Source organism: Sphingomonas sp., assembly GCF_031426035.1.
In the GTDB taxonomy this organism is placed as follows: Bacteria; Pseudomonadota; Alphaproteobacteria; order Sphingomonadales; family Sphingomonadaceae; genus Sphingomicrobium.
Map to the genome: position 1 here is coordinate 1 of NZ_JANPKO010000087.1, position 24,362 is coordinate 24,362.

Annotated in this window: 24 protein-coding genes, 2 tRNA genes and 1 pseudogene; 15 read left to right on the forward strand and 12 right to left on the reverse strand. The window is 68.9% G+C overall.

From position 1 onward, the window contains the following. On the reverse strand, positions 1 to 694 hold a 694-nt coding region (gene map, locus RMP08_RS05880; protein WP_310468095.1), incomplete at its 3' end, for a type I methionyl aminopeptidase. Positions 695 to 823: 129 nt separating this feature from the next. On the opposite strand from map, the gene RMP08_RS05885 reads away from it, so the two are divergent. Both RMP08_RS05885 and RMP08_RS05890 read left to right on the forward strand, forming a co-directional pair. Continuing rightward, on the forward strand, positions 824 to 1,582 hold the full coding sequence (locus tag RMP08_RS05885) for a molybdopterin-binding protein (RefSeq protein ID WP_310468064.1): 759 nt from the start codon (positions 824 to 826) through the stop codon (positions 1,580 to 1,582). Positions 1,583 to 1,648: 66 nt separating this feature from the next. Continuing rightward, positions 1,649 to 2,365 (forward strand): hypothetical protein, encoded by a 717-nt coding sequence (locus RMP08_RS05890; protein ID WP_310468065.1) that lies wholly within the window; start codon positions 1,649 to 1,651, stop codon positions 2,363 to 2,365. A gap of 59 nt (positions 2,366 to 2,424) precedes the next feature. Here RMP08_RS05890 and RMP08_RS05895 read toward each other — a convergent pair. Continuing rightward, a tRNA-Gly gene (locus RMP08_RS05895) sits at positions 2,425 to 2,498 on the reverse strand. A gap of 85 nt (positions 2,499 to 2,583) precedes the next feature. Between RMP08_RS05895 and RMP08_RS05900 the strand changes: the two are divergent. Both RMP08_RS05900 and RMP08_RS05905 read left to right on the forward strand, forming a co-directional pair. Beyond that, positions 2,584 to 3,324, forward strand: a pseudogene (locus RMP08_RS05900) (queuosine precursor transporter). A 44-nt stretch (positions 3,325 to 3,368) separates the two neighbouring features. Then, positions 3,369 to 4,244: a sulfotransferase domain-containing protein gene (locus RMP08_RS05905; RefSeq protein WP_310468066.1), complete on the forward strand. Its 876-nt coding sequence runs from the start codon at positions 3,369 to 3,371 to the stop codon at positions 4,242 to 4,244. Between the two features lie 3 nt (positions 4,245 to 4,247). Here RMP08_RS05905 and RMP08_RS05910 read toward each other — a convergent pair whose 3' ends face one another. The 6 genes from RMP08_RS05910 to RMP08_RS05935 form a co-directional block, all read right to left on the reverse strand. Next, a complete protein-coding gene (locus RMP08_RS05910; protein WP_310468067.1) occupies positions 4,248 to 5,018 on the reverse strand; it encodes a N(G),N(G)-dimethylarginine dimethylaminohydrolase in 771 nt (256 codons plus the stop codon). A 94-nt stretch (positions 5,019 to 5,112) separates the two neighbouring features. Beyond that, entirely contained in the window at positions 5,113 to 5,712 is a 600-nt protein-coding gene (gene rpsI / locus RMP08_RS05915) for a 30S ribosomal protein S9 (protein WP_310468068.1), read from the reverse strand. 1 nt (position 5,713) lies between these two features. Beyond that, positions 5,714 to 6,193, reverse strand: a complete 480-nt coding sequence (gene rplM, locus RMP08_RS05920) for a 50S ribosomal protein L13 (RefSeq protein ID WP_310468069.1) — start codon at positions 6,191 to 6,193, stop codon at positions 5,714 to 5,716. A gap of 149 nt (positions 6,194 to 6,342) precedes the next feature. Continuing rightward, positions 6,343 to 8,034 carry an FAD-dependent oxidoreductase gene (locus RMP08_RS05925; protein ID WP_310468070.1) on the reverse strand — a complete coding sequence of 564 codons (1,692 nt, stop codon included), beginning with the start codon at positions 8,032 to 8,034 and terminating at the stop codon, positions 6,343 to 6,345. Positions 8,035 to 8,078: 44 nt separating this feature from the next. Then, positions 8,079 to 8,393: a divalent-cation tolerance protein CutA gene (gene cutA / locus RMP08_RS05930; RefSeq protein WP_310468071.1), complete on the reverse strand. Its 315-nt coding sequence runs from the start codon at positions 8,391 to 8,393 to the stop codon at positions 8,079 to 8,081. Then, positions 8,390 to 9,403: a COX15/CtaA family protein gene (locus RMP08_RS05935; RefSeq protein ID WP_310468072.1), complete on the reverse strand. Its 1,014-nt coding sequence runs from the start codon at positions 9,401 to 9,403 to the stop codon at positions 8,390 to 8,392. The genes cutA and RMP08_RS05935 overlap by 4 nt, the downstream gene beginning before the upstream one ends. A 104-nt stretch (positions 9,404 to 9,507) precedes the next feature. On the opposite strand from RMP08_RS05935, the gene RMP08_RS05940 reads away from it, so the two are divergent. Then, positions 9,508 to 9,900 (forward strand): MerC domain-containing protein, encoded by a 393-nt coding sequence (locus RMP08_RS05940; protein ID WP_310468073.1) that lies wholly within the window; start codon positions 9,508 to 9,510, stop codon positions 9,898 to 9,900. On the opposite strand, the gene RMP08_RS05945 is transcribed toward RMP08_RS05940, so the two are convergent. Continuing rightward, positions 9,897 to 10,610, reverse strand: coding sequence for a TMEM175 family protein (locus RMP08_RS05945; RefSeq protein WP_310468074.1), 714 nt, complete (start codon positions 10,608 to 10,610; stop codon positions 9,897 to 9,899). The two genes, RMP08_RS05940 and RMP08_RS05945, sit on opposite strands and share 4 nt — an antisense overlap. Positions 10,611 to 10,668: 58 nt before the next feature. Here RMP08_RS05945 and RMP08_RS05950 point away from each other — a divergent pair, with 58 nt between their 5' ends. The 10 genes from RMP08_RS05950 (at position 10,669) to RMP08_RS05995 (ending at position 19,549) form a co-directional block, all read left to right on the forward strand. Further along, positions 10,669 to 11,133 (forward strand): transcriptional repressor, encoded by a 465-nt coding sequence (locus RMP08_RS05950; protein ID WP_310468075.1) that lies wholly within the window; start codon positions 10,669 to 10,671, stop codon positions 11,131 to 11,133. A 44-nt stretch (positions 11,134 to 11,177) separates the two neighbouring features. Next, on the forward strand, positions 11,178 to 13,100 hold the full coding sequence (gene dxs, locus RMP08_RS05955) for a 1-deoxy-D-xylulose-5-phosphate synthase (protein WP_310468076.1): 1,923 nt from the start codon (positions 11,178 to 11,180) through the stop codon (positions 13,098 to 13,100). A 30-nt stretch (positions 13,101 to 13,130) separates the two neighbouring features. Continuing rightward, positions 13,131 to 13,871, forward strand: a complete 741-nt coding sequence (locus RMP08_RS05960; RefSeq protein WP_310468077.1) for a TlyA family RNA methyltransferase — start codon at positions 13,131 to 13,133, stop codon at positions 13,869 to 13,871. Further along, positions 13,864 to 14,394: a TspO/MBR family protein gene (locus RMP08_RS05965; RefSeq protein WP_310468078.1), complete on the forward strand. Its 531-nt coding sequence runs from the start codon at positions 13,864 to 13,866 to the stop codon at positions 14,392 to 14,394. The genes RMP08_RS05960 and RMP08_RS05965 overlap by 8 nt, the downstream gene beginning before the upstream one ends. 2 nt (positions 14,395 to 14,396) lie before the next feature. Further along, complete coding sequence (locus tag RMP08_RS05970; RefSeq protein ID WP_310468079.1) at positions 14,397 to 14,684, forward strand: accessory factor UbiK family protein; 288 nt, start codon at positions 14,397 to 14,399, stop codon at positions 14,682 to 14,684. Continuing rightward, entirely contained in the window at positions 14,681 to 15,190 is a 510-nt protein-coding gene (locus RMP08_RS05975; RefSeq protein WP_310468096.1) for a YbjN domain-containing protein, read from the forward strand. Before RMP08_RS05970 ends, RMP08_RS05975 begins: the two co-directional genes overlap by 4 nt. Continuing rightward, entirely contained in the window at positions 15,191 to 15,997 is an 807-nt protein-coding gene (locus RMP08_RS05980; RefSeq protein ID WP_310468080.1) for a pyrroline-5-carboxylate reductase dimerization domain-containing protein, read from the forward strand. A 10-nt stretch (positions 15,998 to 16,007) separates the two neighbouring features. Beyond that, positions 16,008 to 16,898, forward strand: coding sequence for a branched-chain amino acid aminotransferase (locus RMP08_RS05985; protein ID WP_310468081.1), 891 nt, complete (start codon positions 16,008 to 16,010; stop codon positions 16,896 to 16,898). A 136-nt stretch (positions 16,899 to 17,034) separates the two neighbouring features. Continuing rightward, positions 17,035 to 19,422: an EAL domain-containing protein gene (locus RMP08_RS05990; protein WP_310468082.1), complete on the forward strand. Its 2,388-nt coding sequence runs from the start codon at positions 17,035 to 17,037 to the stop codon at positions 19,420 to 19,422. Between the two features lie 52 nt (positions 19,423 to 19,474). Next, positions 19,475 to 19,549: transfer RNA gene (locus tag RMP08_RS05995), tRNA-Gln, on the forward strand. Positions 19,550 to 19,630: 81 nt separating this feature from the next. Here RMP08_RS05995 and RMP08_RS06000 read toward each other — a convergent pair. Genes RMP08_RS06000 through RMP08_RS06010 form a run of 3 tightly spaced genes read right to left on the reverse strand, consistent with a single transcriptional unit; the run spans position 19,631 to position 24,101 of the window. Further along, positions 19,631 to 20,863 carry a cytochrome P450 gene (locus tag RMP08_RS06000; protein ID WP_310468083.1) on the reverse strand — a complete coding sequence of 411 codons (1,233 nt, stop codon included), beginning with the start codon at positions 20,861 to 20,863 and terminating at the stop codon, positions 19,631 to 19,633. Continuing rightward, complete coding sequence (locus RMP08_RS06005; RefSeq protein WP_310468084.1) at positions 20,860 to 22,479, reverse strand: hypothetical protein; 1,620 nt, start codon at positions 22,477 to 22,479, stop codon at positions 20,860 to 20,862. Before RMP08_RS06005 ends, RMP08_RS06000 begins: the two co-directional genes overlap by 4 nt. Then, positions 22,461 to 24,101, reverse strand: coding sequence for a hypothetical protein (locus tag RMP08_RS06010; protein ID WP_310468085.1), 1,641 nt, complete (start codon positions 24,099 to 24,101; stop codon positions 22,461 to 22,463). Before RMP08_RS06010 ends, RMP08_RS06005 begins: the two co-directional genes overlap by 19 nt. Between the last annotated feature and the right edge of the window lie 261 nt (positions 24,102 to 24,362).

Below are 24,362 nucleotides of genomic sequence, written 5' to 3' on the forward strand. Positions count from 1 at the left end.
GCAACTTGCAGTCGGACCGGCCAATGTTGATCATCGGCTCGACGGTGAAGATCATGCCCGGCTTCAATTCGACCCCGGTGCCGGGGCGGCCGGCGTGGATCACCTCGGGGCTGTCATGGAACAGCCGCCCGACGCCATGCCCACAGAAGTCGCGGACAACCGAATAACGGTGCGCCTCGGCGTGGCGCTGGATGGCGTCGGCGATGTCGCCCAGCCGCTTGCCCGGCCGCGCTTGCTCGAGCCCGAGCATCAGGCATTCGTAGGTGACATCGACCAGCTTCTTCGCCTTGATCGGCACGTCGCCGACGAAGAACATGCGGCTGGTGTCGCCATGCCATCCGTCGACGATCGGGGTCACGTCGATGTTGACGATGTCGCCGTCCTTCAAGGCCTTGTCACCGGGGATGCCGTGGCACACGACGTGGTTGATCGAGGTGCAGCAGCTGTGGGTGAAGCCGCGGTAGCCCAAGGTCGCCGGCACTCCGCCGCCGTCGAGCATCATCCGGTGGACGGTGGCGTCGAGCTCGCCGGTGGTGACTCCGGGGACAACCAGCGGCGCCAGCGCGTCGAGGATCTCGGCGGCGAGCTTCCCGGCGGCGCGCATCCCGGCGAACGCGGCCGGCCCGTGGAGCTTGATGACGCCGTCGCGGGCTTCGACGCGGTCGTCGTCGGAGACGGTGATATATTCGGTCATGGTCTCCATATAGTGGCCAAGCCGGGCAAACGAAACCGTTCGTCCTGAGCCTGTCGAAGGGCGGCTTTTTCGGTTAGCGGGGCTGGGGAGGACAGGGCTTCGACAAGCTCAGCCCGAACGGAGCTTAGGATGGTTGAGCCTAAAGTGTGGACGGCGGCGCTGCTGGTGATTGGCGACGAGATCCTCTCCGGCCGCACCCAGGACAAGAATGTCGGCCAGGTCGCCGCCTGGCTCAACCGCCAGGGCATCCGCCTCGCCGAAGTGCGCATCGTCCCCGACGACCAGGCGCGCATCGCCGACGCAGTCAACGCGCTGCGCAGTGCCTATGATTATCTGTTCACCACCGGCGGCATCGGCCCGACCCATGACGACATCACCGTCGACTCGATCGCCGCCGCGTTCGGCGTGCCGGTCGTCATCCACCCCGAGGCGCGCCGCATCCTCGAGCGCGATGACGAGACGCGCGGCGGGGTCACCGACGCCCGCCTGCGCATGGCCCGGGTGCCCGAGGGCGCCGAGCTGATCCCCAACCCGCTGTCGGGCGCGCCCGGCGTGCGGCTCGGCAACGTCCTGATCCTCGCCGGCGTGCCGACCCTCGCCGCGCACATGCTCGAGGCGCTCGATGGCACGCTCGAAGGCGGCCGGCCGATGGTCTCGGTGACGATCGGCGCGCTCGCCGCCGAAAGCGAGGTCGCCGACCTGCTGCGCGAGACCGAGGCGGCGCATGAGGGCGTCGCGATCGGCAGCTACCCGTTCGGCAAGGACGGCCATTACGGCGCCAATTTCGTCATCCGCTCGGAAGACGGCGCGGCCGCTGAGCAATGCGCCGCCGACCTCGGCCGCCGCCTCGCCGACGCCGGCTATGACGCGGTCCCCGGCGGCATCTGACCGACCGTGCGCGCGGCTGGTCGCGGCTCGCTTGCTGCGCTGCAGCACGGGCTTTATGCGGGCGCGATGACCCAGGCTGCCGCGCATTCCTCCGACTGGCAACGCGCGTCGCCGCGGCGGCGGGCGGCGGCGATCGGGCTGACGCTGGCCGCCGAATTGCTGTTCGTGCTGATCCTGCTCGGCCTCGCCCCGTCGCTGCCCGAGCGCTTCAAGACCTCGCCGCCATTGGTCATCTTCGACCTCAATCCCGCCGCGCCCGAGCCCAAGCGGACGGTCGCGCCGAAAGCCTCGCCGCGCGCCGCCCGGCAGGCGCCCGTGCTGACCCCGCCGAGGCCCAAGGAAGTGCCGCTGCCGCTGATCCCGCTGAGCAAGGCCGACCTCGCCGCGGCGGACATTTCCAAGCTCGGCTCGCGCGCTCCCGGCGCGGCGGCGGGGGCGGGCAGCAGCTCGGCGATGGCGGGGCCGGGCGAGGGCCCCGGCGGCGCGCACCTCTACAACGCTGAATGGTACCGCGAGCCAACCGACGGCGAGCTCGCTTTCTATCTCCCCAAGTCGGGCGTCGAGCGCGGCAGCTGGGCGCAGATCGCATGCAAGACGGTCGCGGCCTACCGCGTCGAGGACTGCCGCCTGCTCGGCGAATCACCGATGGGCTCGGGGCTGGCGACCGCGATCCGCAAGGCGTCGTGGCAATTCCTCGTCCGCCCCCCGCGCATCGACGGCAAGCCGCTGGTCGGCAGCTGGGTAAGAATTCGGATCGATTTTACGGAGGGCGGGAAGGGCTAGGGGTCGCCCCGCCTTTGGCGGGCGCTCCAAAGTTCGACAGGCCCCCGGCCTGTCGTTTTTGGAGCGGGTAGCGGGAATCGAACCCGCGCGTTCAGCTTGGGAAGCTGACAGGCTACCATTACATCATACCCGCCTGGCGCGAGGGCGATTGCCACAGCGGCACGCGGTCGGTCAACGCGGTCTTCCGCGAGCCGGTAGTCCGCACTAGGAAAGCCGCCATGGGGGACACGGCACCACAACGGCTCGACGCCGGCGCATTGCATGGGCGGCCGCTCAAGCATTTCGACCTGGTGATGGCGGCGTTCGTCACCATCCTCTTGCTCTCCAACGTGCTCGGCGCGGGCAAGGTCGCTGAGATCAACCTGCCGCTGATCGGCGACTGGCCGTTCGGCGCGGGCATCCTGTTCTTCCCGCTGTCCTACGTCATCGGCGACGTGCTGACCGAGGTTTAGGGCTTTGCCCGCGCCCGACGCTGCATCTGGGTCGGCACCGCGGCCTTGCTGTTCATGGCCGGAATGGCGCTGGTGGTGGTCGCACTGCCGCCGTCGCCCGAGTGGGGCGGGCAGGCGGCCTATGAGCAAATTTTCGACCAGGTGCCGCGCATCGTGTTCGCCTCGATCCTCGCCTTCTGGGCGGGCGAGTTCGTCAACAGCTGGGTGCTGGCACGGATGAAGCTGTGGACCGACGGCCGCCTGCTGTGGGCGCGGACGATCGGCAGCACGGTGGCGGGGCAGGGCGTCGACAGCCTGATCTTCTATCCGCTCGCCTTCTGGGGCGCGGCCGGCTGGTCCAACGACCTCGTGCTCAAAGTGCTCGCCACGCAATGGGCGCTCAAGGTCGGGTGGGAGGCGCTGCTGACTCCGGTCACTTATACCGTGGTCGGCTGGCTCAAGGCCAAAGAAGGCGTCGACGTGTTCGACGAGGCCACCGACTTCACCCCGTTCAAGGCGGGTGTCTAGCGCGCGAGTTTGACTGGCGCGGGTCGATGCGTCACCGCCGCCCGATGCCCCGCCTGCGCAAGATCGCGATCCGCCTGCTGCGCCGCGTGCCCGGCTCGAAGGCGCACGGGCTCGCCGCATACTGGCGCGATCTCGAGCGGCTGGCGCAGGCCGATGTCGCGTTGGTGTCGTTCCCCAAGTCGGGGCGCACATTCGTCCGCGTCATGCTGGCGCGATTGTTCCAGGCGCAGTTCGCGATCGACGAGCGCGAGCCGCTCAATTTCGCCACTCTCCGCCGCGCCCCGCCCGAGGTCCCGCGCATCCTGTTCACCCACAACGGCGACGCGATGCGCACGCCCGATCGCATCCATATCGACCGCCTGGCCTACGCGGGGCGCAAGGTGGTCCTGCTCGCGCGCCATCCGGGCGATGTCGTGGTGTCGCGCTACCACCACCTCAAGCACCGCAGCCTCGATCCCGCGCGCCAGCGCCTCGCGGCGCAGCCATTGGAGGATTTCGTGTGGACTCCGCACGGCGGCGTGCCGTCGATCGTGCGCTTCCTCAACCAGTGGGCGGAGCTGGCCCGCGAGCGCGGCGACATCCTGTTTCTGCGCTACGAGGATTTTCTCACCGACCCCTCGTCGAAGCTGGGCGAGCTGGCCCGCTTCGTCGGCCTCGCCAGCGACGATGCGGCGATCACCGACGCGGTCGAGTTCGCGCGTTTTGAAAACCTCCGGGCCAAGGAGCGTGAAGGCTACTTCACCTCGGCGCGGCTGGGGCCGGGGCGCGCCGGCAACGAGGCGTCCTACAAGGTGCGGTCGGGCAAGTCGGGCGGCTACCGCGCCCAGCTCGGCGAGGCCGGCCAGCAGCGCGTCGACGCGTACCTGCGCGAGCATCTCGACCCGCTGTTCGGATATTGCGAGACGCCGGCCGCGGCCTGACGGTCAGTCCTCGACGATCAGGCTCATGCAAGTCACGCCCGCCTCGGCCTTCTGCAGCTCGGAGACATCGAGCTCGACGAGCTTGAAGCCGCGTTTGTCGAGTTGCTCGGCGGCACGCGGATTGCCCGCGGGCAGGATCAGATGTTCGCCGACGCGCAGGCAATTGGCGGCGGCGGGCTCATCGACGGCGAGCGGCGCGACATCGGCGAACAAGGTTGGGTCGACCCACGCCGGATTGACCAGAAGCGTCGGGTTTCCAGCGCCGTCCGTCCCGGCAAAGGTCACTGCGGTCTTGAGGTGGAGGCATTGCGCCGGCTCGACGCGCACGACCGAATGGCCGAGCGGGACCGCGAACGCCTCGAGCGCGTCGGCGCCGGCGGCATCGGTGCGGCTCGACAGGCCGACATAAAGGACGCGCCCAATGCGCAGGACGTCGCCGCCATCGAGCCGGCCCTCGGCCATGCGGTGCACCGTGAGATGCGGGGCAAGTCCCTCGGCAGTCGAGTCCGCCTCGGCGAGGCGGCTATCCGCACCAGGGCGCGTGACCAGCACATGATCGCCGATCACCACCGAGGTATCCTCGACGAACACCCCGTCGGGCTGGCCGGGAAGCTCGGGCAAGCGCGTGACTGTCAGCCCCGCATCGCGCAGCGCCGCCTCATAGGCCGCATGCTGGGCGACGGCGCGCTCCGGGTCGATCGGCGTGCGGGCAAGATGGGTCAGCGCACACTCGGCGAGGCGCGGGCTGACGGCGCGGGTGAAGGCTCGGCTCATGGGCCGAACCCTAAGCACAGGGCCGGCGACGAGCTAAGAAAAAACCGCCCGGGCCTGCGCCCGAGCGGTTTCGAATTGGTCAGCCCGGAAGGCCTTAGCGCTTCGAGAACTGGAAGCTGCGGCGGGCCTTGGCGCGGCCGTACTTCTTGCGCTCGACGACGCGCGGGTCGCGGGTCAGGAAGCCGGCGCGCTTGACCGTGGTGCGCAGCGCGGGCTCGTAGCGCGACAGCGCCTGGGCGATGCCGTGGAGCACCGCGCCGGCCTGGCCCGACAAGCCGCCGCCCTTGACCGTGGCGATCACGTCATACTGGCCGGCGCGCTCGGTGATGCCGAACGGCTGGTTGATGACGAGGCGCAGCGTCGGCCGCGCGAAATAGACTTCCTGCTCGCGGCCGTTGACGACGATCTTGCCCGAGCCCGGCTTGAGCCAGACCCGCGCAACGGCGTCCTTGCGGCGGCCCGTGGCGTAGGCGCGGCCGTGCTTGTCGAGCTGCTGCTCGCGCAGGATCGCCTGGATTTGTTGCGGCGGCGGGGGAGCGGCGGGCTCGTCGGACGCGGCCGGAGCAGCGGGCTCGGCCTCGGCGGCAGGCGCGTCGGCGGCGGCGGTTTCGGCCGGGGCCTCGGCGGCGGCGGGAACCTCGGGCTCGGGGTTGGTCAGCGCGCCGAGATCGGACAGGGACTTCTTACCGGCCATGTTATGCGCCCACCTTGTTCTTGCGGCTCATGCCGGCGACGTCGAGAGTTTGCGGGTTCTGGCCGCCGTGCGGATGCTCGGTGCCGTTGTAGAGATGCAGGTTGCGCATCTGGTCGCGGCCGAGCGGCCCGCGCGGGACCATCCGCTCCACGGCCTTTTCCAGCACGCGCTCGGGGAAGCGTCCGTCGAGCACCTTGCCCGCGGTGACTTCCTTGAGGCCGCCGGGGAAGCCGGTGTGCTTGTAATAGATTTTCTGGTCGAGCTTGCGGCCGGTGAACTTCACCTTGCCGGCGTTGACCACGACGACATGGTCGCCGCAATCGACGTGCGGGGTGTAGCTCGGCTTGTGCTTGCCGCGCAGGATGTTGGCGATGATCGTGGCGAGGCGCCCGACAACCAGCCCGTCGGCATCGATCAGATGCCAGTTCTTGACGACGTCGGCCGGCTTGGCCGCTTTGGTCGTCTTCATCAGCGCCTTCATGGCGTGGACCTTTGCGTTTGTGTGCGAAGTGCGAAAATGCGAAAAGCGCCGCCCGCTGGCAGCGCCGTGGAGCGGCCAATGGCTGACAGCCTGTGATTCGTCAAGCAAAACCGCCACATTCCCGGCGGGTATAATGCTACCAGAACATATCAGGCTGAGACCAGGTCGGGGTCGGCGGCGACGTCTGCCGAAGCGCGGGCGAGGAAGGTATGGACCGCGGCGACAACTTGCGCGCCGTCACCGACCGCGGCGGCGACCCGCTTGATCGACCCGGCGCGGACGTCGCCGACCGCGAACACCCCGCGGCGGCTGGTTTCGAGGGGCAAGCGGCCGGGCCCGGCGTCCTCCCCGGCCAGGACGAAGCCGCGCGGATCGAGAGCCAGGCCGGACTCAGCCAGCCAGTCGGTGTTGGGGTCCGCGCCGATGAACAGGAACAGATGGCGGACCGGGCGGCGGGTTTCGGCGTCGGTGCCCCGCGCACGCCAGCGGACCGTTTCGAGCGCGTGGTCGCGGCCCTCGAGCGCCGAAATCTCGACCCCGGTGACGACTTCGACATTGGCCAAGCCGGCGATGCGCTCGACCAGATAGGCCGACATCGTCTCTTCCAGCGGGCGCCGCGCGAGCAGCGTGACGCGGGCGGCATGCCCGGCGAGGAACACGGTGGCCTGCCCGGCGCTGTTGCCGCCGCCGACCAGAGCGACGTCCTGCCCCGCGGCGAGCTGGGCCTCGAGCGGCGACGCCCAATAATGCACCGACGAGCCTTCATACTCCTCAAGGTTGGCGACGTCGGGGCGGCGGTAGCGGGCGCCGGTCGCGAGCACCACGGCGCGCGCCCGCAGCCGCTCGCCATTAGCCAGGCTGAGGCGACGCCCGCCGCTCGCCGCCTCATCGCATTCGAGCTTCACCGCCTCGTCGGGGATCGCCATCTCGACCCCGAACTTCTGCGCTTGGTTGTACGCCCGCCCCATCAGCGCCATGCCCGAGATGCCGGTCGGGAACCCGAGGTAATTTTCGATCCTGGCCGATGCCCCGGCCTGGCCGCCGAACGCGCGGCAATCGAGCACCAGCACGTCGAGGCCCTCCGAGGCGGCATAGACCGCGGTGGCGAGCCCGGCGGGGCCGGCGCCGATCACCGCGACGTCGAACAGGCGCTCGGGATCGATCGCGTCGACTAGGCCGATGCAGCGGGCAAGGCACGCCTCGGGCGGATTGCGCAGCAGCTGGCCGCCAGGGCACAGCACGATCGGCAGCTCGTCGGGCGTGACGTGGAAGCGTTCGACCAGCGTCCGCGCGTCGGCGTCGGCGTCGGGATCGAGGCGCAGGTGGGGATGGCCGTTGCGGGTCAGGAAGTTCTCCAGGCGCAGCACGTCGGCATGTTCGGCGCGGCCGACGATCACCGGCCCGCCGCCGCCGGTTTCGATCAGCCCGACGCGGCGCAGGATCAGTGCGCGCATGATCTGCTCGCCGAGTTCGGCCTCGGCGACGAGCAGCGCCCGCAGCCGCTCCGGGGGCACGATCAACGCTTCGACCTCGCCGCGTGCATAGCCATCGACCAGCGCCGGGCGGCCGGACAATTGGGCGAGTTCACCCATGAACCCGCCACGGCCGTGGCTGACGATCGGCTCGCTTCGGCCAAGCTCGCCATGCTGGGTGATGTCGACCTCACCGGCGAGGACGATGGCCAGGCCAAGTCCGGCTTGCCCCACTCTCGCCAGCGCCTCCCCGTCGGCGAACCGGCGCGGCTCGCCGAAGCGCCGCAGCCGGTCGATGTCCGCCGCGCTCAGGGTGGGGAACATCTGGGCCGCGCGGGTGGCGAGGGTCGAGGCTGGCGGATCACTCATCGCGCGAGCTTACAGCAGGCGCGGGGCGAAGTTGAGGGCCGTTGTCAGCGAACGCTGGCTTCGACCCATTCGGCATAATCGACCGGCAGCTTGTCGATCGGCCACACGGCGATGCACGGGTTTTCGTAGCTGTGAAGGGCGGCGATGCGCGCGATCAGGCCGTCGGCCTGGTCGCGGCTGGTCTTGAAGATCGCCGGCGTCTCCGCTGCCTCCTCGATGGCGCCGTGCCAGCGGTAGATCGAGTGGCACGGGGCGAGGATGTTGGCACAGGCAGCGAGCCGCTCGGTGACCACTGCGCGGGCGATGCGCTCGGCCTCGTCGGCGCTGGCGAAGGTGGCATAGACCGAGACGACGGTCACCGGTCGCGCCGCCCGAGTTCATGCGCGCCCCACACCACGGCGAGCAGCAGCAAGGCACCGACCGCCTGGTGCAGGACGGCGAGCCACAGCGCGACGCCGGTCATCACGGTCGCGATGCCGAGCAGGATCTGGGTGCCGAATGCCGAGTGAATGGCGATCGCGGCCTGACGGCCCCCGGCGGCCTTGACCCGGCGCGCGAACAGCACCAGCGCGATCACCGCGACCCATGCCCACCAGCGGTGGATGAAGTGAATGAGATACGGGTCGTTGGCGAGCGCCCAGACGAGGCCGTTCGACCAGTCGACGCCTGCCGGGAACAAGCGGCCGTTCATCAGCGGCCAGCTGCTCGCGACCTGCCCCGCGTTGAGCCCGGCGACCCACGCGCCGTACAGAATTTGCACTGACAGTACCGCGAGGGTGGCGACGGCCGGCGCGGTCAGGCGCGAGGGGCGCCGGATGTCGAGGGCGACCCACAGCAAGGCCGCCAGGATCGCCAGCGCGAGCAGGAGATGCGCCGACAGCCGCAGGTGGCTGACATCGGTGCGCTCGCTCAGGCCCGACATCACCATGTACCAGCCGAGCGCGGCCTGGGCCCCGCCGAGCAGCAGCAGGCCGGCCAGTTTCCAGCCATAGCCGCGCGGGATCGCGCGGCGCAGCGCGAACCACGCCAGCGGCAGCGCGAAGGCCAGGCCGATAATGCGCCCGAGCAAACGGTGCAGCCACTCCCAAAAGTAGATCTGCTTGAATTGCGCCAGCCCCATGCCGGCCGGGCCGTTGATCTCGCGATACTCGGGGGTCGCCTGGTAGCGGCGGAACTCGTCGGCCCAGTCGCTCGCGTTCAACGGCGGGAGCGCGCCGCGGATCGGCTTCCACTCGGTGATGCTGAGCCCGCTCTCGGTCAGCCGGGTGATCCCGCCGATGACGACCATCACGAACACCAGCGCGGCGACCGCGAACAGCCAGCGGGCAATCGCTTTGGCGTCGGCGCGGGTTTCGGTCGGCACGTCCATCGCCGCGGCCTATGCGCCGGGCGGCAGGGCAGCGGCAAGGGGACGCGAAAAAGCGCCCATGTGATATTGTATCTTTGGCCGCTCGGCGATATATCGTCTCGGCGATGACTTCAGCAGTCCTTCCCTCCCTGCGCACCAGCGGCTTCGACCGCCTGGCGTTCGACCGCTTTGCAATCGGGCTGTCGGGGCTGTGCCTGGTCCATTGCCTGGCGACCGCAGTTGCCCTCGGGCTGGTGGCGTCGGCCGGCGGCTTCCTCGGCGCGGCGTGGATTCACGAGCTTGGCCTCAGCCTCGCGATGCTTCTCGGCGTGGTTGCGCTGGGCAAGGGCGTGCTCGAGCATGGCTTCATGCTGCCGAGCGCGGTCGGCGGCCTCGGCCTCGGCGTGATGGCCGGCGCGCTCGGTTTGCCCCACGATGGCAGCGAGGCGTTGTTCACCGTGATCGGTGTTGGAATTCTCGCGCTCGGGCACCAGCTCAACCGCCTCGCCGCGGATTAGGCCTCGCCCTCGACCACCGGGGCTTCGGTGCGGTAGCGCGGGGTCGCCGGCGGGATCAGCAAGGTGAGGAAGGCGGCCGTCGAAACCGCCAGCCCCACCTCCCACCGCACCAGCACCAGCAACACGGCGGCGAGATTAGCCGCCGCGATCAGCCAGAAATGGCGATTGAGCCGGGCGACATAGGCCGGCTCGAGCCGCGCATCGACCTGGCCGCGATGGAATCCGACGCTCCATTTGAGCAGCCACGTCCACGAGGTCACCGCCAGCGACGCGACCCAGAAGATGCTCGCCGCCGGGCGCGCCGCAGCGTCGGCGAAATGCTCGGCCAGCACCCGCGCCGGAAACGCGATGAAGCCGATCGCGGTCAGGAACAGCACGGTGGCGAGCAGGAACCAGTGCCCGGTGGTGCGGTAGATCGCGCCCGAGAAATGGTGCTGGATCCAGTACAGCCCGATCACCAGCGAGGCGAGCAGATAGCCGGCATAAGCGTGGGTGAGCGTGGCGAGATCGTGCGCCAGCAGCGCGCCGGGCCGCGCGATCTCGGGCAGAACGATGCCGACGATCGGCAGGGTGAAGGCGATCGCGAACACCCCGTCGGCAAACGCTTCCATGCGCGCCGTGCCGCGCGTCGCGCCCTCGCCTTCATGCTCGTCGCGGCGGGCGGGGGCGTCGAGGTCGGGGCCGCGGTCGATCGTGCTCGGTTCACTCATGGGTCGACAACGCGGCTTGGTTGCGCATGGGTGCAGCGCGCCCTATTTCTAGGCAGCAATGCCCCGCCACGATCACCAGCTCCACGAAGGCGATTCGCTGCGCGCCGCCGCGCGCGAGCGGCTGGTCGCGGGAGGCGAGCAATGGACCGGGATGCGCGAGGCGGTGTTCGACGCGCTCGCCGGCTTCACCCAGCCGGCCTCGGCCTATGACATCGCCGAGGCGGTGTCGAAGGCGCAGGGACGGCGGGTCGCCGCCAACAGCGTCTATCGCATCCTCGATTTGTTCGTCGGCTCGAACCTCGCGCGGCGGGTCGAAAGCGCCAACGCCTATGTCGCCAACGCCCACCCCGACTGCCTCCACGACTGCATCTTTCTGATCTGCGACAGCTGCGGCCAGACGGTCCATCTCGACGACGACAAATTGTCGGGCGGGGTGCGCGATGCTGCGGCCAGTGCCGGCTTCACCGCCCCGCGCCCGGTGATTGAAGTGCGCGGCACCTGCGGCGACTGCGACGCGGAATAGCCCAAAGGCTTCACGCCACCGTCCGGCAGGGCTAAGGCGCCCTGATGACTGACCGGCCGCAGACGCCCTTGCTCGATACTATCGCCGCGCCCGCCGACATCCGGGCGCTCGACAAGGGCCAGTTGCCGCAGCTCGCCGACGAGCTTCGCCAGGAAGTGATTTCGGCGGTATCGGTGACCGGCGGCCACCTCGGCGCCGGGCTCGGCGTGGTCGAGCTGACGGTCGCCATCCACCACGTGTTCGACACCCCCAGCGACACCTTGATCTGGGACGTCGGCCACCAGGCCTATCCGCACAAGATCGTCACCGGGCGCCGCGAGCGCATCCGCACACTTAGGCAACCGGGCGGCCTGAGCGGCTTCACCCGCCGCTGCGAGAGCGAATTCGACCCGTTCGGCGCGGCGCACTCATCGACCTCGATTTCCGCCGCGCTCGGCTTCGCCATCGCCAACAAATTGTCCGATACGCCGGGCCGCGCGGTGGCCGTGATCGGCGACGGGGCGCTTAGCGCCGGCATGGCCTATGAGGCGATGAACAACGCCGCCGCGGCCGGCAACCGGCTGGTGGTCATTCTCAACGACAACGACATGTCGATCGCGCCGCCGGTCGGATCTTTACGCAACAGCCTCGCGCGGCTGGTGTCCTCGGGAAAGTATCTCACCCCGCGGCGGCTGGCGCAGAAATTGGCGCGCAAAATGCCCGAGGGGCTGCACAACGCGGCGCGCAAGTTCGAGGAATATACCCGCGGCTGGCTGACCGGCGGGACATTGTTCGAGGAACTGGGCTTCTATTACGTCGGCCCCGTCGACGGGCATGACGTCGTCGCGCTGGTCGAGATCCTCGAAAATGTCCGCGACGCGCAGGAAGGGCCGATGCTGGTCCATGTCGTGACCAAGAAGGGCAAGGGCTATGCCCCGGCCGAGGCGGCGGCCGACAAATATCACGGCGTGGTCAAGTTCGACGTGGTGTCGGGGGTCCAGGCCAAGGCCGCGGCGGGGCCGCCGAGCTACACGTCGGTGTTCGCCAAGGCACTGACCGCCGAAGCGGAGCGCGACGACAAGATCGTCGCGATCACCGCGGCGATGCCGTCGGGCACCGGGCTCGACAAATTCTGCGACAAATTCCCCGACCGCATGTTCGATGTCGGCATCGCCGAGCAGCATGCGGTGACCTTCGCCGCCGGCCTCGCCGCGCAGGGCATGCGGCCGTTCTGCGCGATCTACTCGACCTTCCTCCAGCGCGCCTACGACCAGGTCGTCCATGACGTCGCGATCCAGAATTTGCCGGTGCGTTTCGCGATGGACCGCGCCGGGCTGGTCGGCGCCGACGGGGCGACCCACGCCGGCTCGTTCGATCTTGCCTATTTGTGCACCTTGCCCAATTTCACCGTGATGGCCGCCGCCGACGAGGCCGAGTTGTGCCACATGGTCCACACCATGGCGCTCCACGACAGCGGCCCGATCGCGGTGCGCTATCCGCGCGGCGAAGGCACCGGCGTCGCGCTGCCCGAGCAGCCGCAGGCGCTCGAGATCGGCAAGGGGCGCATCGTTCGTGACGGCAAAAAGGTCGCGATATTGTCGCTCGGAACGCGGCTCGCCGAGGCCGAGAAGGCCGCCGACCAGCTCGACGCGCTCGGGCTGTCGGCGACGGTCGCCGACCTGCGCTTCGCCAAGCCGCTCGACGACGCGCTGATCCGCAAGCTGCTGACCACGCACGAAGTCGCGGTGACGATCGAGGAAGCGGCGATCGGCGGGCTCGGCGCGCACGTGCTGACCCTGGCGAGCGACGACGGGCTGATCGACGGCGGGCTCAAGCTGCGCACGATGCGCCTGCCCGACCGCTTCCAGGAGCATGACAAGCCCGACAAGCAGTATGACGACGCCGGCCTCAACGCCGCGCATATCGTCGACACCGTGCTGAAAGCCCTGCGCCGCAACAGCGTCGGCGTCGAGGAGGCGAGCGCCTGACCGTCGCTCCAGTCGGGCCGGTGACTCGCGATGCCAAATAAACTCCGCGCCGATCAATTGCTGGTCGCCCGCGGTCTCGCCGACAGCCGCACCAGGGCCCAGGCGCTGATCCTCGCCGGGGTCGCGTTCAGCGGCGAGCGCAAGCTGCTCAAGGCGGGCGAGCAGCTCCCCGAGGATGCCCCGCTCGAGGTCCGCGGGCGCGATCATCCGTGGGTCTCGCGCGGCGGGGTCAAGCTCGCGCACGGGCTCGACCATTTCGGGTTCGACGTCGCGGGCGCGGTAGCGATCGACGTCGGCAGCTCGACCGGCGGCTTCACCGACGTGCTGCTCAGCCGTGGCGCGGCCAAGGTGTACGCGATCGATTCGGGCACCAACCAATTGGCGTGGAAATTGCGCCAGGACCCGCGCGTCTCGGTCCACGAGCAGACCAATGCGCGCTTTCTCGACGCCGAAATCGTCCCCGAACCAGTCGACGTTGTGGTGTGCGATGCCAGTTTTATTGCGCTGAGCAAGGTGTTGCCCGCCGCGCTGGGCCTGGCCAAGCCGGGCGCCAGGCTGGTCGCGCTGATCAAGCCGCAGTTCGAGGCGGGGCGCGAAGAAGTTGGCAAGGGCGGGGTGGTGCGCGATCCCGCGGTCCACGCCCGCGTCTGCGATGACGCGGCCGTATGGGTCGCTTCGCAGGGCTGGGCCGTTGTCGGCATAACCCACAGCCCGATCACCGGGCCCGAGGGCAATGTCGAATTCCTGCTGGGAGCGATCAAGAATGAATGAGCGGAGTGCGGAGCGAAACTGGCTGAAGATCGCCGCGGTGACGGTGCCGGCAATCGTCATCGTCGGCTGGCTGATGGGGCAGGTGTCGAACAGCGGGTTCGGCAACGATTGGTATGCCGCGCTGGACAAGCCCGCGTTTCAGCCCCCGGGCTGGGCGTTCGGCGTGGTGTGGACGATTCTCTACACGATGCTCGGGATCGCGCTGGCGCTGATCCTCGCCGAGCCGCCGTCGCCGTTGCGGCGCACCGCGCTGACTTTGTTCGCGGTGCAGCTCGCGCTCAATTTCGCCTGGTCGCCGATTTTCTTCGGCGGCCGCATGATCGAGATCGGGCTGGTGACGATTGTGGCGATGCTGCTCACCGCGACCGCCACCGCCAACCTGTTCCGCCGCATTCGCCCGGTGGCAGGATGGCTGATGCTGCCCTATCTAGCATGGCTGTGCCTTGCCACCGCGCTCAACTATGAGACCGGCAAGCTCAACCCGGGGGCCGATGCCGCGCCGCTGGGGATCATTGGAGAATAGACATGCAGTCCGAGAACAGGCTGTTCGACGATTTGGTGAAGATGATGAACGGGGTTGCCGGGACCATGGCCGGGGTCGGTCGCGAAGCCGAAAGCTCGATGCGAGAGCGGATGCGCGAATGGGTCGGCGGAATGGATTTCGTCGGCCGCGACGAGTTCGAGGCGGTCAAGGCGATGGCCGCCGCCGCGCGCGACGAGAATGAGGCGCTCAAGGCGCGCATTGCAACGCTAGAAGCCAAATCGGCCGCCAAGCCACGCGCAGCCAAAGCGAACCCGGGGGCGCCGTCCTGAGCACCACCGACGAGCAGGACGAGCGCGACGACGGCGCTCCGATCGAAATCCTCGAGCAATATTTCGAGGCGAGAGGCTGGGCGTGCGAGCGCTCGGGCGAAGGCGAAATCGTGGCGTCGGCAACCGGCAGCTGGGCGCAGTACGAGCTGCGCGGGGTGTGGCGCCCCGAGGACCAGGTGCTCCAGTTCCTCGCCTTTCCCGACATCAAGGTCGGCCCCGAGAAACGCGCCGCGATCCATGAATCGCTGAGCCTGATCAACGAGCAATTGTGGCTCGGCCATTTCGAGATGTGGTCGGGCTCGGGCCTGATCGTGTTCCGCCACGCGACCATCCTCGACACCCGCGACAGCGAGGGGCTCAGCCTCGAGCAGGCCGAAGCGATCGCCGAGGCCGCAATGGAAGAGTGCGAGCGCTTCTACCCGGTGTTCCAGTTCGTGCTGTGGGGCGGCAAGTCGCCCGGCGAGGCGATCGCCGCCGCGCTGATCGACACGCATGGCGAGGCCTGAATGACCGCCCTGGCGATGCCGACCTGGCTGGTTGGCTGCGGCAACATGACTGGAGCTCTGCTCGACGGCTGGCGCGCGGCGGACATCGACTTGTCGGGCGCAGTGGCGATCCGCCCCAGCGGACGGCCGGTCGAGGGGATCGCCACGGTGTCGTCGCTGGCGCTGGCGGGGTCGAGCCCGGCGGCGGTGATCCTCGGCTTCAAGCCCGACCAGCTCGACGCGGTCGCGCCCGAGCTCGCCCCGCACCTCGGCCCGCAAACGGTGGTCATCTCGCTGCTCGCCGGGGTCGAGGCGGCGAGCTTGCGCGCGCGCCTGCCGCAAGCCGGTGCGATCGTGCGGGCGATGCCCAATCTGCCGGTCGCGGTGCGGCGCGGGGTCGTCGCTCTGTTCAGCGACGAGGGCAACGAGGTGCTGCGCGAGCAATTGTCGAGCCTGTTCGGCGTGCTCGGGTTTGCGCTGTGGGTGAAGGACGAGGCCGAGCTGGCGGCTGTCGGCGCGGTCGCCGGGGCGGGGCCGGCCTACACCGCGCGGTTCATCGCGGCGCTGGCCAAGGCCGGCGAAGCGCGCGGGCTCGACCCGCAGCTTGCCGCCACCGTCGCGCTGGAAACCGTGCTCGGCACCGGCTGGATGGCCGCGGCATCGGGCGAACCGATGGCCGAACTCGCGCAGCGCGTCGCCAGTCCGGACGGAACCACCGAGGCCGGCCTCAGAGTGCTCGACCGCGCGCTCGACGACCTGGTCGGCGTCACCATCGATGCCGCGGCGCGGCGGGGCCGCCAGCTTGCCGACGCGGCACGCCTGCCTTAGGCGGTGGGCAATGACCGATAAGCGCACCTTCGACGACCGCGACGGCTGGATCTGGCTCGACGGCAAGCTCGTCCCGTGGCGCGAGGCCGAGGTCCATGTCCTGACGCACGCGCTGCACTACGCTTCGTCGGTGTTCGAGGGGCAGCGCGCCTACGGCGGCAAGATCTTCCGCCTCACCGACCACAGCAAGCGGCTCCACAAGAGCGCCAACATCCTCGGCTTCGAATTGCCGTGGAGCGTCGCCGAGATCGACGCCGCCTGTGAGCAGGTGCTCGAGGCCAACGGGCTGGTCGACGCGTACATGCGCCCGGTCGCCTGGCGCGGCTCGGAGCAGATGGGGGTAACCGCGTCGGCCGCTCCGCCGCATCTCGCCATCGCGGCGTGGGAGTGGGGCAAATATTTCGACCCCGCGCTCGCCGCCAAGGGGCTCAAGCTCGACATCGCGCACTACCGCCGCCCGGCGCCCTACACCGCGCCGGTCCATTCCAAGGCCGCCGGCCTGTACATGATCTGCACGCTGGCGCGGCAGCAGGCCGAATTGAAAGGCCTCGACGACGCCTTGATGTTCGACTGGCGCGGGCAAGTCGCCGAAGCGACCGGCGCCAACGCCTTTTTCGTGCGTGACGGGGTGATCCACACCCCCACCCCCGACTGCTTCCTCGACGGGATCACCCGCCGCACGGTGATCGAGCTGGCGCAGAAGCGCGGCGTCGAGGTCGTCGAGCGCGCGATCTGGCCGGAGGAGCTCGAAAGCTTCGAGCAGATGTTCCTCACCGGCAGCGCGGCCGAAGTCACCTTCGTCGGCGCGGCCGGCCCGTGGAATTTCGAGGTCGGCGCTTTGTCGCGCCAGCTCGCCGAGGATTACGACGACCTCGTCAACGGCCGCCTGCCCAACCGCTAGCAGCGCGGCCCGGCGCTGCGACGGGTCCGGACATTTCACCATTTGTTGTCTGTTTTCCTGCTAGTGAAATACCGGCGGGGGCCACGAACTGGGGCGGTCTGGCAGTGCAGCGACGCGTGAACGGGAAGGCCGCAATATGATTTTCGGCGCTTTTCGACCCCGCTCGGAAGAACTCGTCGCGGGCTCGCTGCAACTCAGGCTGCGCGACGTGCTGAGCCTTGCCCCCCCGGCCGACGGCGAAGCCGCCGCCATCCGTCGCGCCCAGCTCGATGCGCTGGTGCGGCTCGTTCCAGTGACCATCACCACCCAATTGGTCGCTGCTCTCTTGCTCTGCCTCTCGCTGCGCGGCGCGGTTCCGGACGGGCAGCTCGCCGCGTGGTTCGGCGGCGCCCTGGCGATCTGCGTAGTGCGCGGCGCCCGAGCGCATCGCTTGCGCAGTGACCCCGCTTATGCCGAACGCCATCCGCCCGAGCTGATCCCGATCTGCATCGTCATCGCCTTGCTCGCCGCGTTGTGGCTGGTGCCCGCGGTGCTGTGGTTCGGCGGCCTCGACATCGAACGCCAGTTGCTGGTGTGCGTGCTGATGGTCGGGCTGATGAGTGCCGGCAGCGTCGCGCTGGCGACCGTCCCCCAGGCGGCGATCGGCTATGTCGCAATCCTGACCGTCGGGACGTCGGCGATGGCATTCGAGGTCGGCCGCCCCGCGCAAGTCGCCCTGGCGTGGATTTACGCTGCTGTGCTGTGCCGCGCGGTGATCGCCAATACCCGCCAGTTTATCGCGAACATCCATGCGCGCTTTGAATTGCGCGAACAGAGCGAGCTGATCGCCCTTTTGCGCGAGTTCGAGGCGAGCGGCAGCGACTGGCTGTGGGAAGTCGATGCCCGCCTGCAAATCACCTATATCTCGCACGCCATGGGCGAAGCGATCGGCCGACCGGTCACCTCATTGCTAGGGCGGCGGGCGAGGGACGTGGTCGATCCCAATGGCAGCGCCGCGCGGCTGTCGACCGGGATGCGCACGATGTTCGACCATGTCCGCGCCCGTACCGGCTTTCGCGACCTCGCCATCCCGATCGCCGGCGGTCGGCGCTGGTGGTCGTTGTCGGGCAAGCCGCTGATCGATTCGAACGGGCGCCTGCTGGGATGGCGCGGCGTCGGCTCCGACATTACCGACATCCGCCTCAGCGGCAGCGATGCGGTGCGCGCCGCGCGGCTCGATTCGCTGACGGCGATTGCCAACCGCGTGTTGGTCCGCGAGCAGCTCGAGGAAGCCCTCCTGCGCCAATTCCACGGCGATGGCGGCTGCGCTCTGCTGTTGATCGACCTCGATCGCTTCAAGCTGGTCAACGACACCCTCGGCCACGCCGTCGGCGACAAGCTGCTGTGCGAGGTGGCGCGGCGGCTCGAGGCCGCGGTCCATGGCGCGCACTGCGTCGGCCGCCTCGGTGGCGACGAATTCGCCATCGTGTGGAGCGGCGATCAGGACCGCGCCGCGCTGATCGCGCTGGCCGAACGGATCATTGCCGACCTGTCGCGCACGATCATCATCGGCGTCGCAAATCTGCACGTCGGCGCGACCATCGGCATCGCGATCGGCGGGCTGGACGGGGCGAGCGAGGAGGTGCTGATGCGGAGCGCCGACCTTGCTCTCTACAGCGCCAAGGCGGGCGGCCGCGGCGGGCACGCATTCTACGAGAAGCAGATGCTCGAGAACGCCGAGGACAACCGGCTGCTCGAGAACGACGTCCGCAAGGCGCTCGGCAGCGAGCAATTGAGCCTGGCCTATCAGCCGATCGTCGATGCCGCGACCGGGCAGACGGTAGGGCGCGAAGCGCTGCTGCGGTGGGATCATCCGACGCGCGGCGCGATCTCGCCCGAAATCTTCATCCCGGTCATCGAGGACGTCGGCCTGATCCACCAGATTGGCGACTGGGTGATGCGCGAGGCGTGCGCCGAGGCATGCCGTTGGCCGAATGGGGTCCGCGTCGCGGTCAATATCTCCGCCGCCCAGCTGGGCGGAGCGGGGCTCGCCAAGACGGTGGTTGGCGCGCTCGCCGCAAGTGGGCTGGATCCGGCGCGGCTCGAGCTCGAGGTAACCGAAAACATTTTCATCGGCGACGACAATGAGGCGCTGGCATCGCTGGAGACGTTGCGCGGGCTCGGGGTCGGCCTCGTGCTCGACGATTTCGGCAAGGGCTACAGCTCGCTTGGCTATCTGTCGCGGGCGCGTTTCACCAAGATCAAGATTGACCAATATTTCGTGCGCGGCGCTGCCCGCGGAGAGCGCGAGTGCCTGGCGATCGTCAACGCGATCACCGCGCTGGCCGACGGCCTCGACATGACGACCACCGCCGAAGGCGTCGAGACCGAGCAGGAGGCCGACGCCATGCGCGCGCTCGGGTGCCAGCAGCTGCAGGGCTTCTGGTTCGGGCGCCCGGTCAAGGCCGAGCCGCGCCCCGCCGAGCCCGCCCGTCTGGCCACCGGGCGCCGGCAACCTCTTTTCAAGGCGGCGCACGGGCTCTAAGCCCCGCGTCTCGCGTCAATCCCGCCGAACATGGTTTCGCTGGGGGCGGTGATGGGGCGTCGCCAAGTGGTAAGGCACCGGTTTTTGGTACCGGCATTCGCAGGTTCGAATCCTGCCGCCCCAGCCAATCCTGAAACTGCGCGGCTATCGAACCTGCTTGGTCGTTTGATGGCGGCCGTCCGGCCGCGGGGGTTCGAATCCTCTTCGCTTAGTCGAGCCTAACTACCAGCCGCTCCGCGAACGGACCGTTCTTGAGCAGCCGGCCGGCGGCACCGCGCGCCCGCCGGACTTGCGGCTGCCGCAGAAGCGGTTTCAGCATCAAGTGCAAGGTCGCGTGATTGATATGACGGCCAAAGCATTCGTGCAGCCCGTGGCCGAAATGAATATATTCGTGCGGCAGGCGCGTCAGGCTGAAGCGGCCGGGGTTCGGCACCCGGCGCGAATCCATCATGGCGGACGCGAACGCGGCGAACACCGTGGCGCCCTCGCGCACCTCGGTTTCGCGGCGGGTGCCGCGCGCGATCACAGTATTTTTCAGGACCGTCCGCGGCAGACCGGGCGCCAGCGGGTCGAAGCGCATCGCTTCGAGGACGATCTTGGCGAGCTGCGGGTCGTCATCGGCGCGCGCCGCCTGTTGCGCCAGGCGTAGCGCGGCCGGGCGCCGCAGCAATTGCTCGAGGGCGTGGGGCACGACCATCGGCGGCTGCGGCGGGCCCCCGACGATCAGGCAGGCGAGGGCAGTTCGGATGTCCGCGTCGGCGAACCCGGCGGCCCCGTCGGTCTGCCGCTGGAGGCACCGCTCGAGCACATCGTCGCTGCCCTTCGGCCGCCGTTTGCGCGCGGCGATTTCAGCATCGACGTGCGCGCGCAGGGCTGGCACGATCTGGTCGACCTCCTTGCGCAGCTCGGTGTCCTTGTCGGAGCCGACGAATTGGAATTCGAACAGCCGCGTCGCCCATGCTTGCAGGCGGCGGTCGGGGAGCTCGGGCACGCCGAGATATTCGGCGAGCATGGTGAAGGTCACGTCGCGCACGAACTGGACGACTTCGATCGACTGGCCGGCCGCGGCGACCGCTGCGGTGGCAAGCTGCTCGGTGCGGGCGGCGAGGCGGGGCAGGTCGTCGGCGCGGACCACGCTCTGCAAGGCTTTCAGGCTGGCCTGGTAGTGCGGCGTGTCGGCCATTCCCAACAGGAACGGCTCGCCGTCGGTGATCACCTGGAGCTTCTTGTCGTAGGGCACGCCGAACGAGCCATCGCGGCCGAACACCTCGCGCACGTCGTCATGCCGGGTGACAACGTAGGTTGAGCCGAAGTGGGCGATCGGGGCGAGCCGCCGCAACACCCTGAGCCCGGGCCCGGCAAGCCCGAGCAGGCGCGTACCGAGCCATTTCTTGAAGGGGCTGGCCGGGCGCAGCACCGAGATCGCGGCGCCGCCGGTCACAGCAACGCCAGATAATTGAGCGCCGGCAGGCTGGGCAGGAAGAAATACTCGCCGCCGGCCATTTTGACGAAGGTCTCGACGTGGAGCGTGCGGCGCAGCGGTTGCTCGCGGATCGTCATTCGGCCGGCCTCGCCGACCAACGGGTCGACCTCGTCAAGCAAGGTCGCGAAGTTGGAGTTGAGCAGCCAGGTCTGCTGCACGAACTCGAACTGGCGCGCTATGTCGGTGTTGAGGCACATGAACAGCAGGCCGCGGTCATCCTTGTCGTCCTTCCGCTCGTCGCCAATCTTGGTTCCGAATTTCCGGCCGCGGCGCAGGATGCGGTGATTATTGACCGCCGCCAGCGCGGTTTCGCGGGCGCCGGGGTCGGCTGACGGCGACAGCGCATCGCGCGGGTTGGCGCGACGAACATGCGAGCCGGGCGGACAGCCGACCCCGGCGGCGTCGCTTTCATGGAAGCGATAGGAGCTGTCGGGCAGACCGCCGGCAGCCGCCGGGAGGTAGTTCACCGGCGGGGCGCACAGCAGGTGGCCGTCGCGGCTGCGCCCTACCACCCGCTCGGCGAGCCAGTCGGGGGTGATGTGCGCACTGTGGTGCGGATCCTGCGCGCGGATTTTCGCGGCGTTGGCATCCATCGAATTCCAGAACGCCGCGACGTCCTGCTTGAGTTGCCGGGCGACCAGGTAGCTGCCGTTGAGCCCGAGATCGAAGAAGCCTTCCGCGGTCGGGTGCGGCGCGAGCTCAGCGACCACCGCACGGCGCTGATCGTCGTCCGCCACCACCGGCCCGGGCGCCGCCTCGCGATGGCCGTTGCGATAACCGAACAGGAACTCGCCAAGCGGCACGCCATGCACCGGGCCGGGGTGCGCCGAGCGGCCGTCGACGGTGACCTTGCCACCCTCGTCGAACGGGTGGGGTTGCGACAGGCCGTCGGCGAACCCGAAATGCTCGCTGCTGACGCCGATGTGGTTGGGATCGAGCACCAGCGGCAACGAGTGGGCGACGCGCACGCCGTGCGGGGTCAATTGCGCTTCGATCTGCGTCCGCCAGCTTTCGATGACCTGGTCGGACGAGGCGTAGAGCAGGAGCAGGACGTGGACCGTCACCGGCGTCCAGATCTCCTCCTCGGGCGGGCCGGGGTCGGCCACGTCGAAGCCGCTGATCGTCGCCGGTCCCGCGGTTGGCTGGTGGACGGGGGTATTGCCGCTCCACTGCGGACCGCCGGCGATCACCGTTTCCAGCCACTTGCCGCCGCGCCGGTCGCCCAATCGGCGCAATCGGTCCTCCTGCATCATCCCCTCGCGGAACGGGCGCGCGAACGAGGCCAGCGCGGTGTCCGCGAGCCCCATCGTCTTGAGGCCGGTCCAGGTGAACGCGATCGCCGCGGCGCGGTCGGGCTCGGGCTGTCCGGGAGGTTCGGCGGTGGTGATCGGCGCCACCGTGGAGAGTGCGGTCAGCCACGCTCCACCCGGAGCGGACAGTTCGAGGAACAGCGCGCGGCCGGTGGGAAGCCCGCCAAAGCCGGTCACGACCAGCGCCTGCGTCAAGGCATCGACCGGCGGTCGCAGCTTCCAGCTCGCCGATTTGCCGTCGCCGCTCACAGGTCCGCCATCCATGCGCCGGCCTTTCGCTCGTTGAGGGATGCCGCGCGCAGGCCGTTGGCAATGCGGTGATTGCGCTCGATCTGGTCGACCGTGAGATCGCGGTAGGCGCTGTACCAGAAGCGGCTCACCGAGCGTGATGCCAGCGCCCAATTCTTGAACTGGCGGCCATGGGCGGCGCCGTCGAGGAACAGGAAGCGCGCCGGCGGGAAGCCGACCCCGGACCCCCACGACAAGGTCAGCCCGGTCGCCGCTTTCTCGATGAAGTCATCGAGATAGCTGTCCCAGCTGTGATCGTAATTGCTCAGGAAGAGCAGTCGGCTGCGATTGTTGAGGAACGCCCAATGGGCGAAATGCACGGTGCGCAGGCTGCCCAGATAGCCGCTGCGGGCGGTGACCCGGAGCACCAGCCCGAGCCCGAGATGCCCCGCCTGGATGATCAGCGAGCGCAGGCTCCCCGGCTTGATCAGGACGATCGAGTTCATGTGATTCTGCGCGATCCAGTCCTCCCGCCTGGCCATCTGGCGCAAAGTGCGTTCGTCGAGGTGCGGGGCATCGCGCGAGGAATCGTTGAGCTCGAGGTAGCGGATGCGCAGCAGCAGCAGCGGGATCGTCACCAGCAATGCCGCGAGCCCGAGCACGATCACCAGGGCCAGCGGCCGCCAGGCCGCGGCGAAGGTGGTCGGCGCGGCAGCTCCCGCCCACGCCAGCACTTGGCTCGCGGCGACCACCAGCGGCAGCAGCAGCGCGGTGGCGACAGCGACGTAGGTGACGATCGCGATGACATACAGAACGAGCCACTTCGGCCGCACGATGCCCCACGGAAAACCGGTGCGGACCTCGGTGCCGGGCCGGCCGCGCCGTTTCATCACCAGCCAGGGCAGGATCAACAGCGCCGCCGCGCCGACCAGCAGGAGGTAACTTCGCGCCGGCAACAGCGGCGCCAGCAACAACCCCGGCAGCGACAGCGCCAGCAGCACGCCGGCCGCGAACAACAACAATCGCACGATATCGGCATTGCTCTCGACCACCCCGATGCGCCTGGGCGGAGGCTCGGACAGCCACGGGAAGCGGGCCAGCAAGGCCTCGCGCAGTTTCAGCCGCGCGCTTTCGACCGGCAGGCCGCGATAGGGGCTTGCGCCTTGCGCGCCGTCGACCTCCTGGCGCACCGCTTCGAACAACGCCTTGTCGGCCAGGATGCGGTCCCGCTCGAGGCCGCGATTGCCGTGGTGGAAAACGCTCGGGCGCTGGGTGCGGGCTTCGAAATAGGGGGCGACCGGAGACCGCGAGTCCCGCTCGGTCACCGCGTCGTAGAGCCGACCGTCGTGGTCGAGCGGCCGCTTGCAGCAGCGTAGCATCGCCCGCAAATTGTCGCCGAAGGCCGCCTCGAGCTGGCCCCAGAACACCCCCGGCGATCCATCGATGTTGGCTTCGAGGATGAAAATCGGGTCATAGTCGGGATGGGTCGCGACGCTCATCGACATGAAGTGGACCGATGGGACGTTGGCCGCGATCAGCTGATAGGCGGTCGCAGCATTGTCGATCTTCAGCCGCAACTCGCTAATCAGCGTGGACAGTTCCGCGCAGCTTTCCGGCTTGACCTCGAGCGGGACGCAGAAGGTTCTCTGCCGCATCACGCTGGCCGCGCCGCTGGCAGCCGGCAGCGGCTGTCCCGCCGGCCAACCTTACCGGCAAACCCGGACAATCGCGCGCCCGCAACGCCGGTGCGCTTCGCGCGCAACGGGCGCCGCCCGCCGCCAGGTCCGTTGCTGCTGCGCCGATAGTCCATGACCACTCCCGGCAATCGAGGAGCACATGCAATCAATCACGGTCGGTGATGGCCGACCGCCAGTCCGGCACACTGGAGGCAATACAATGACGGTATCCGCGGATTTTGA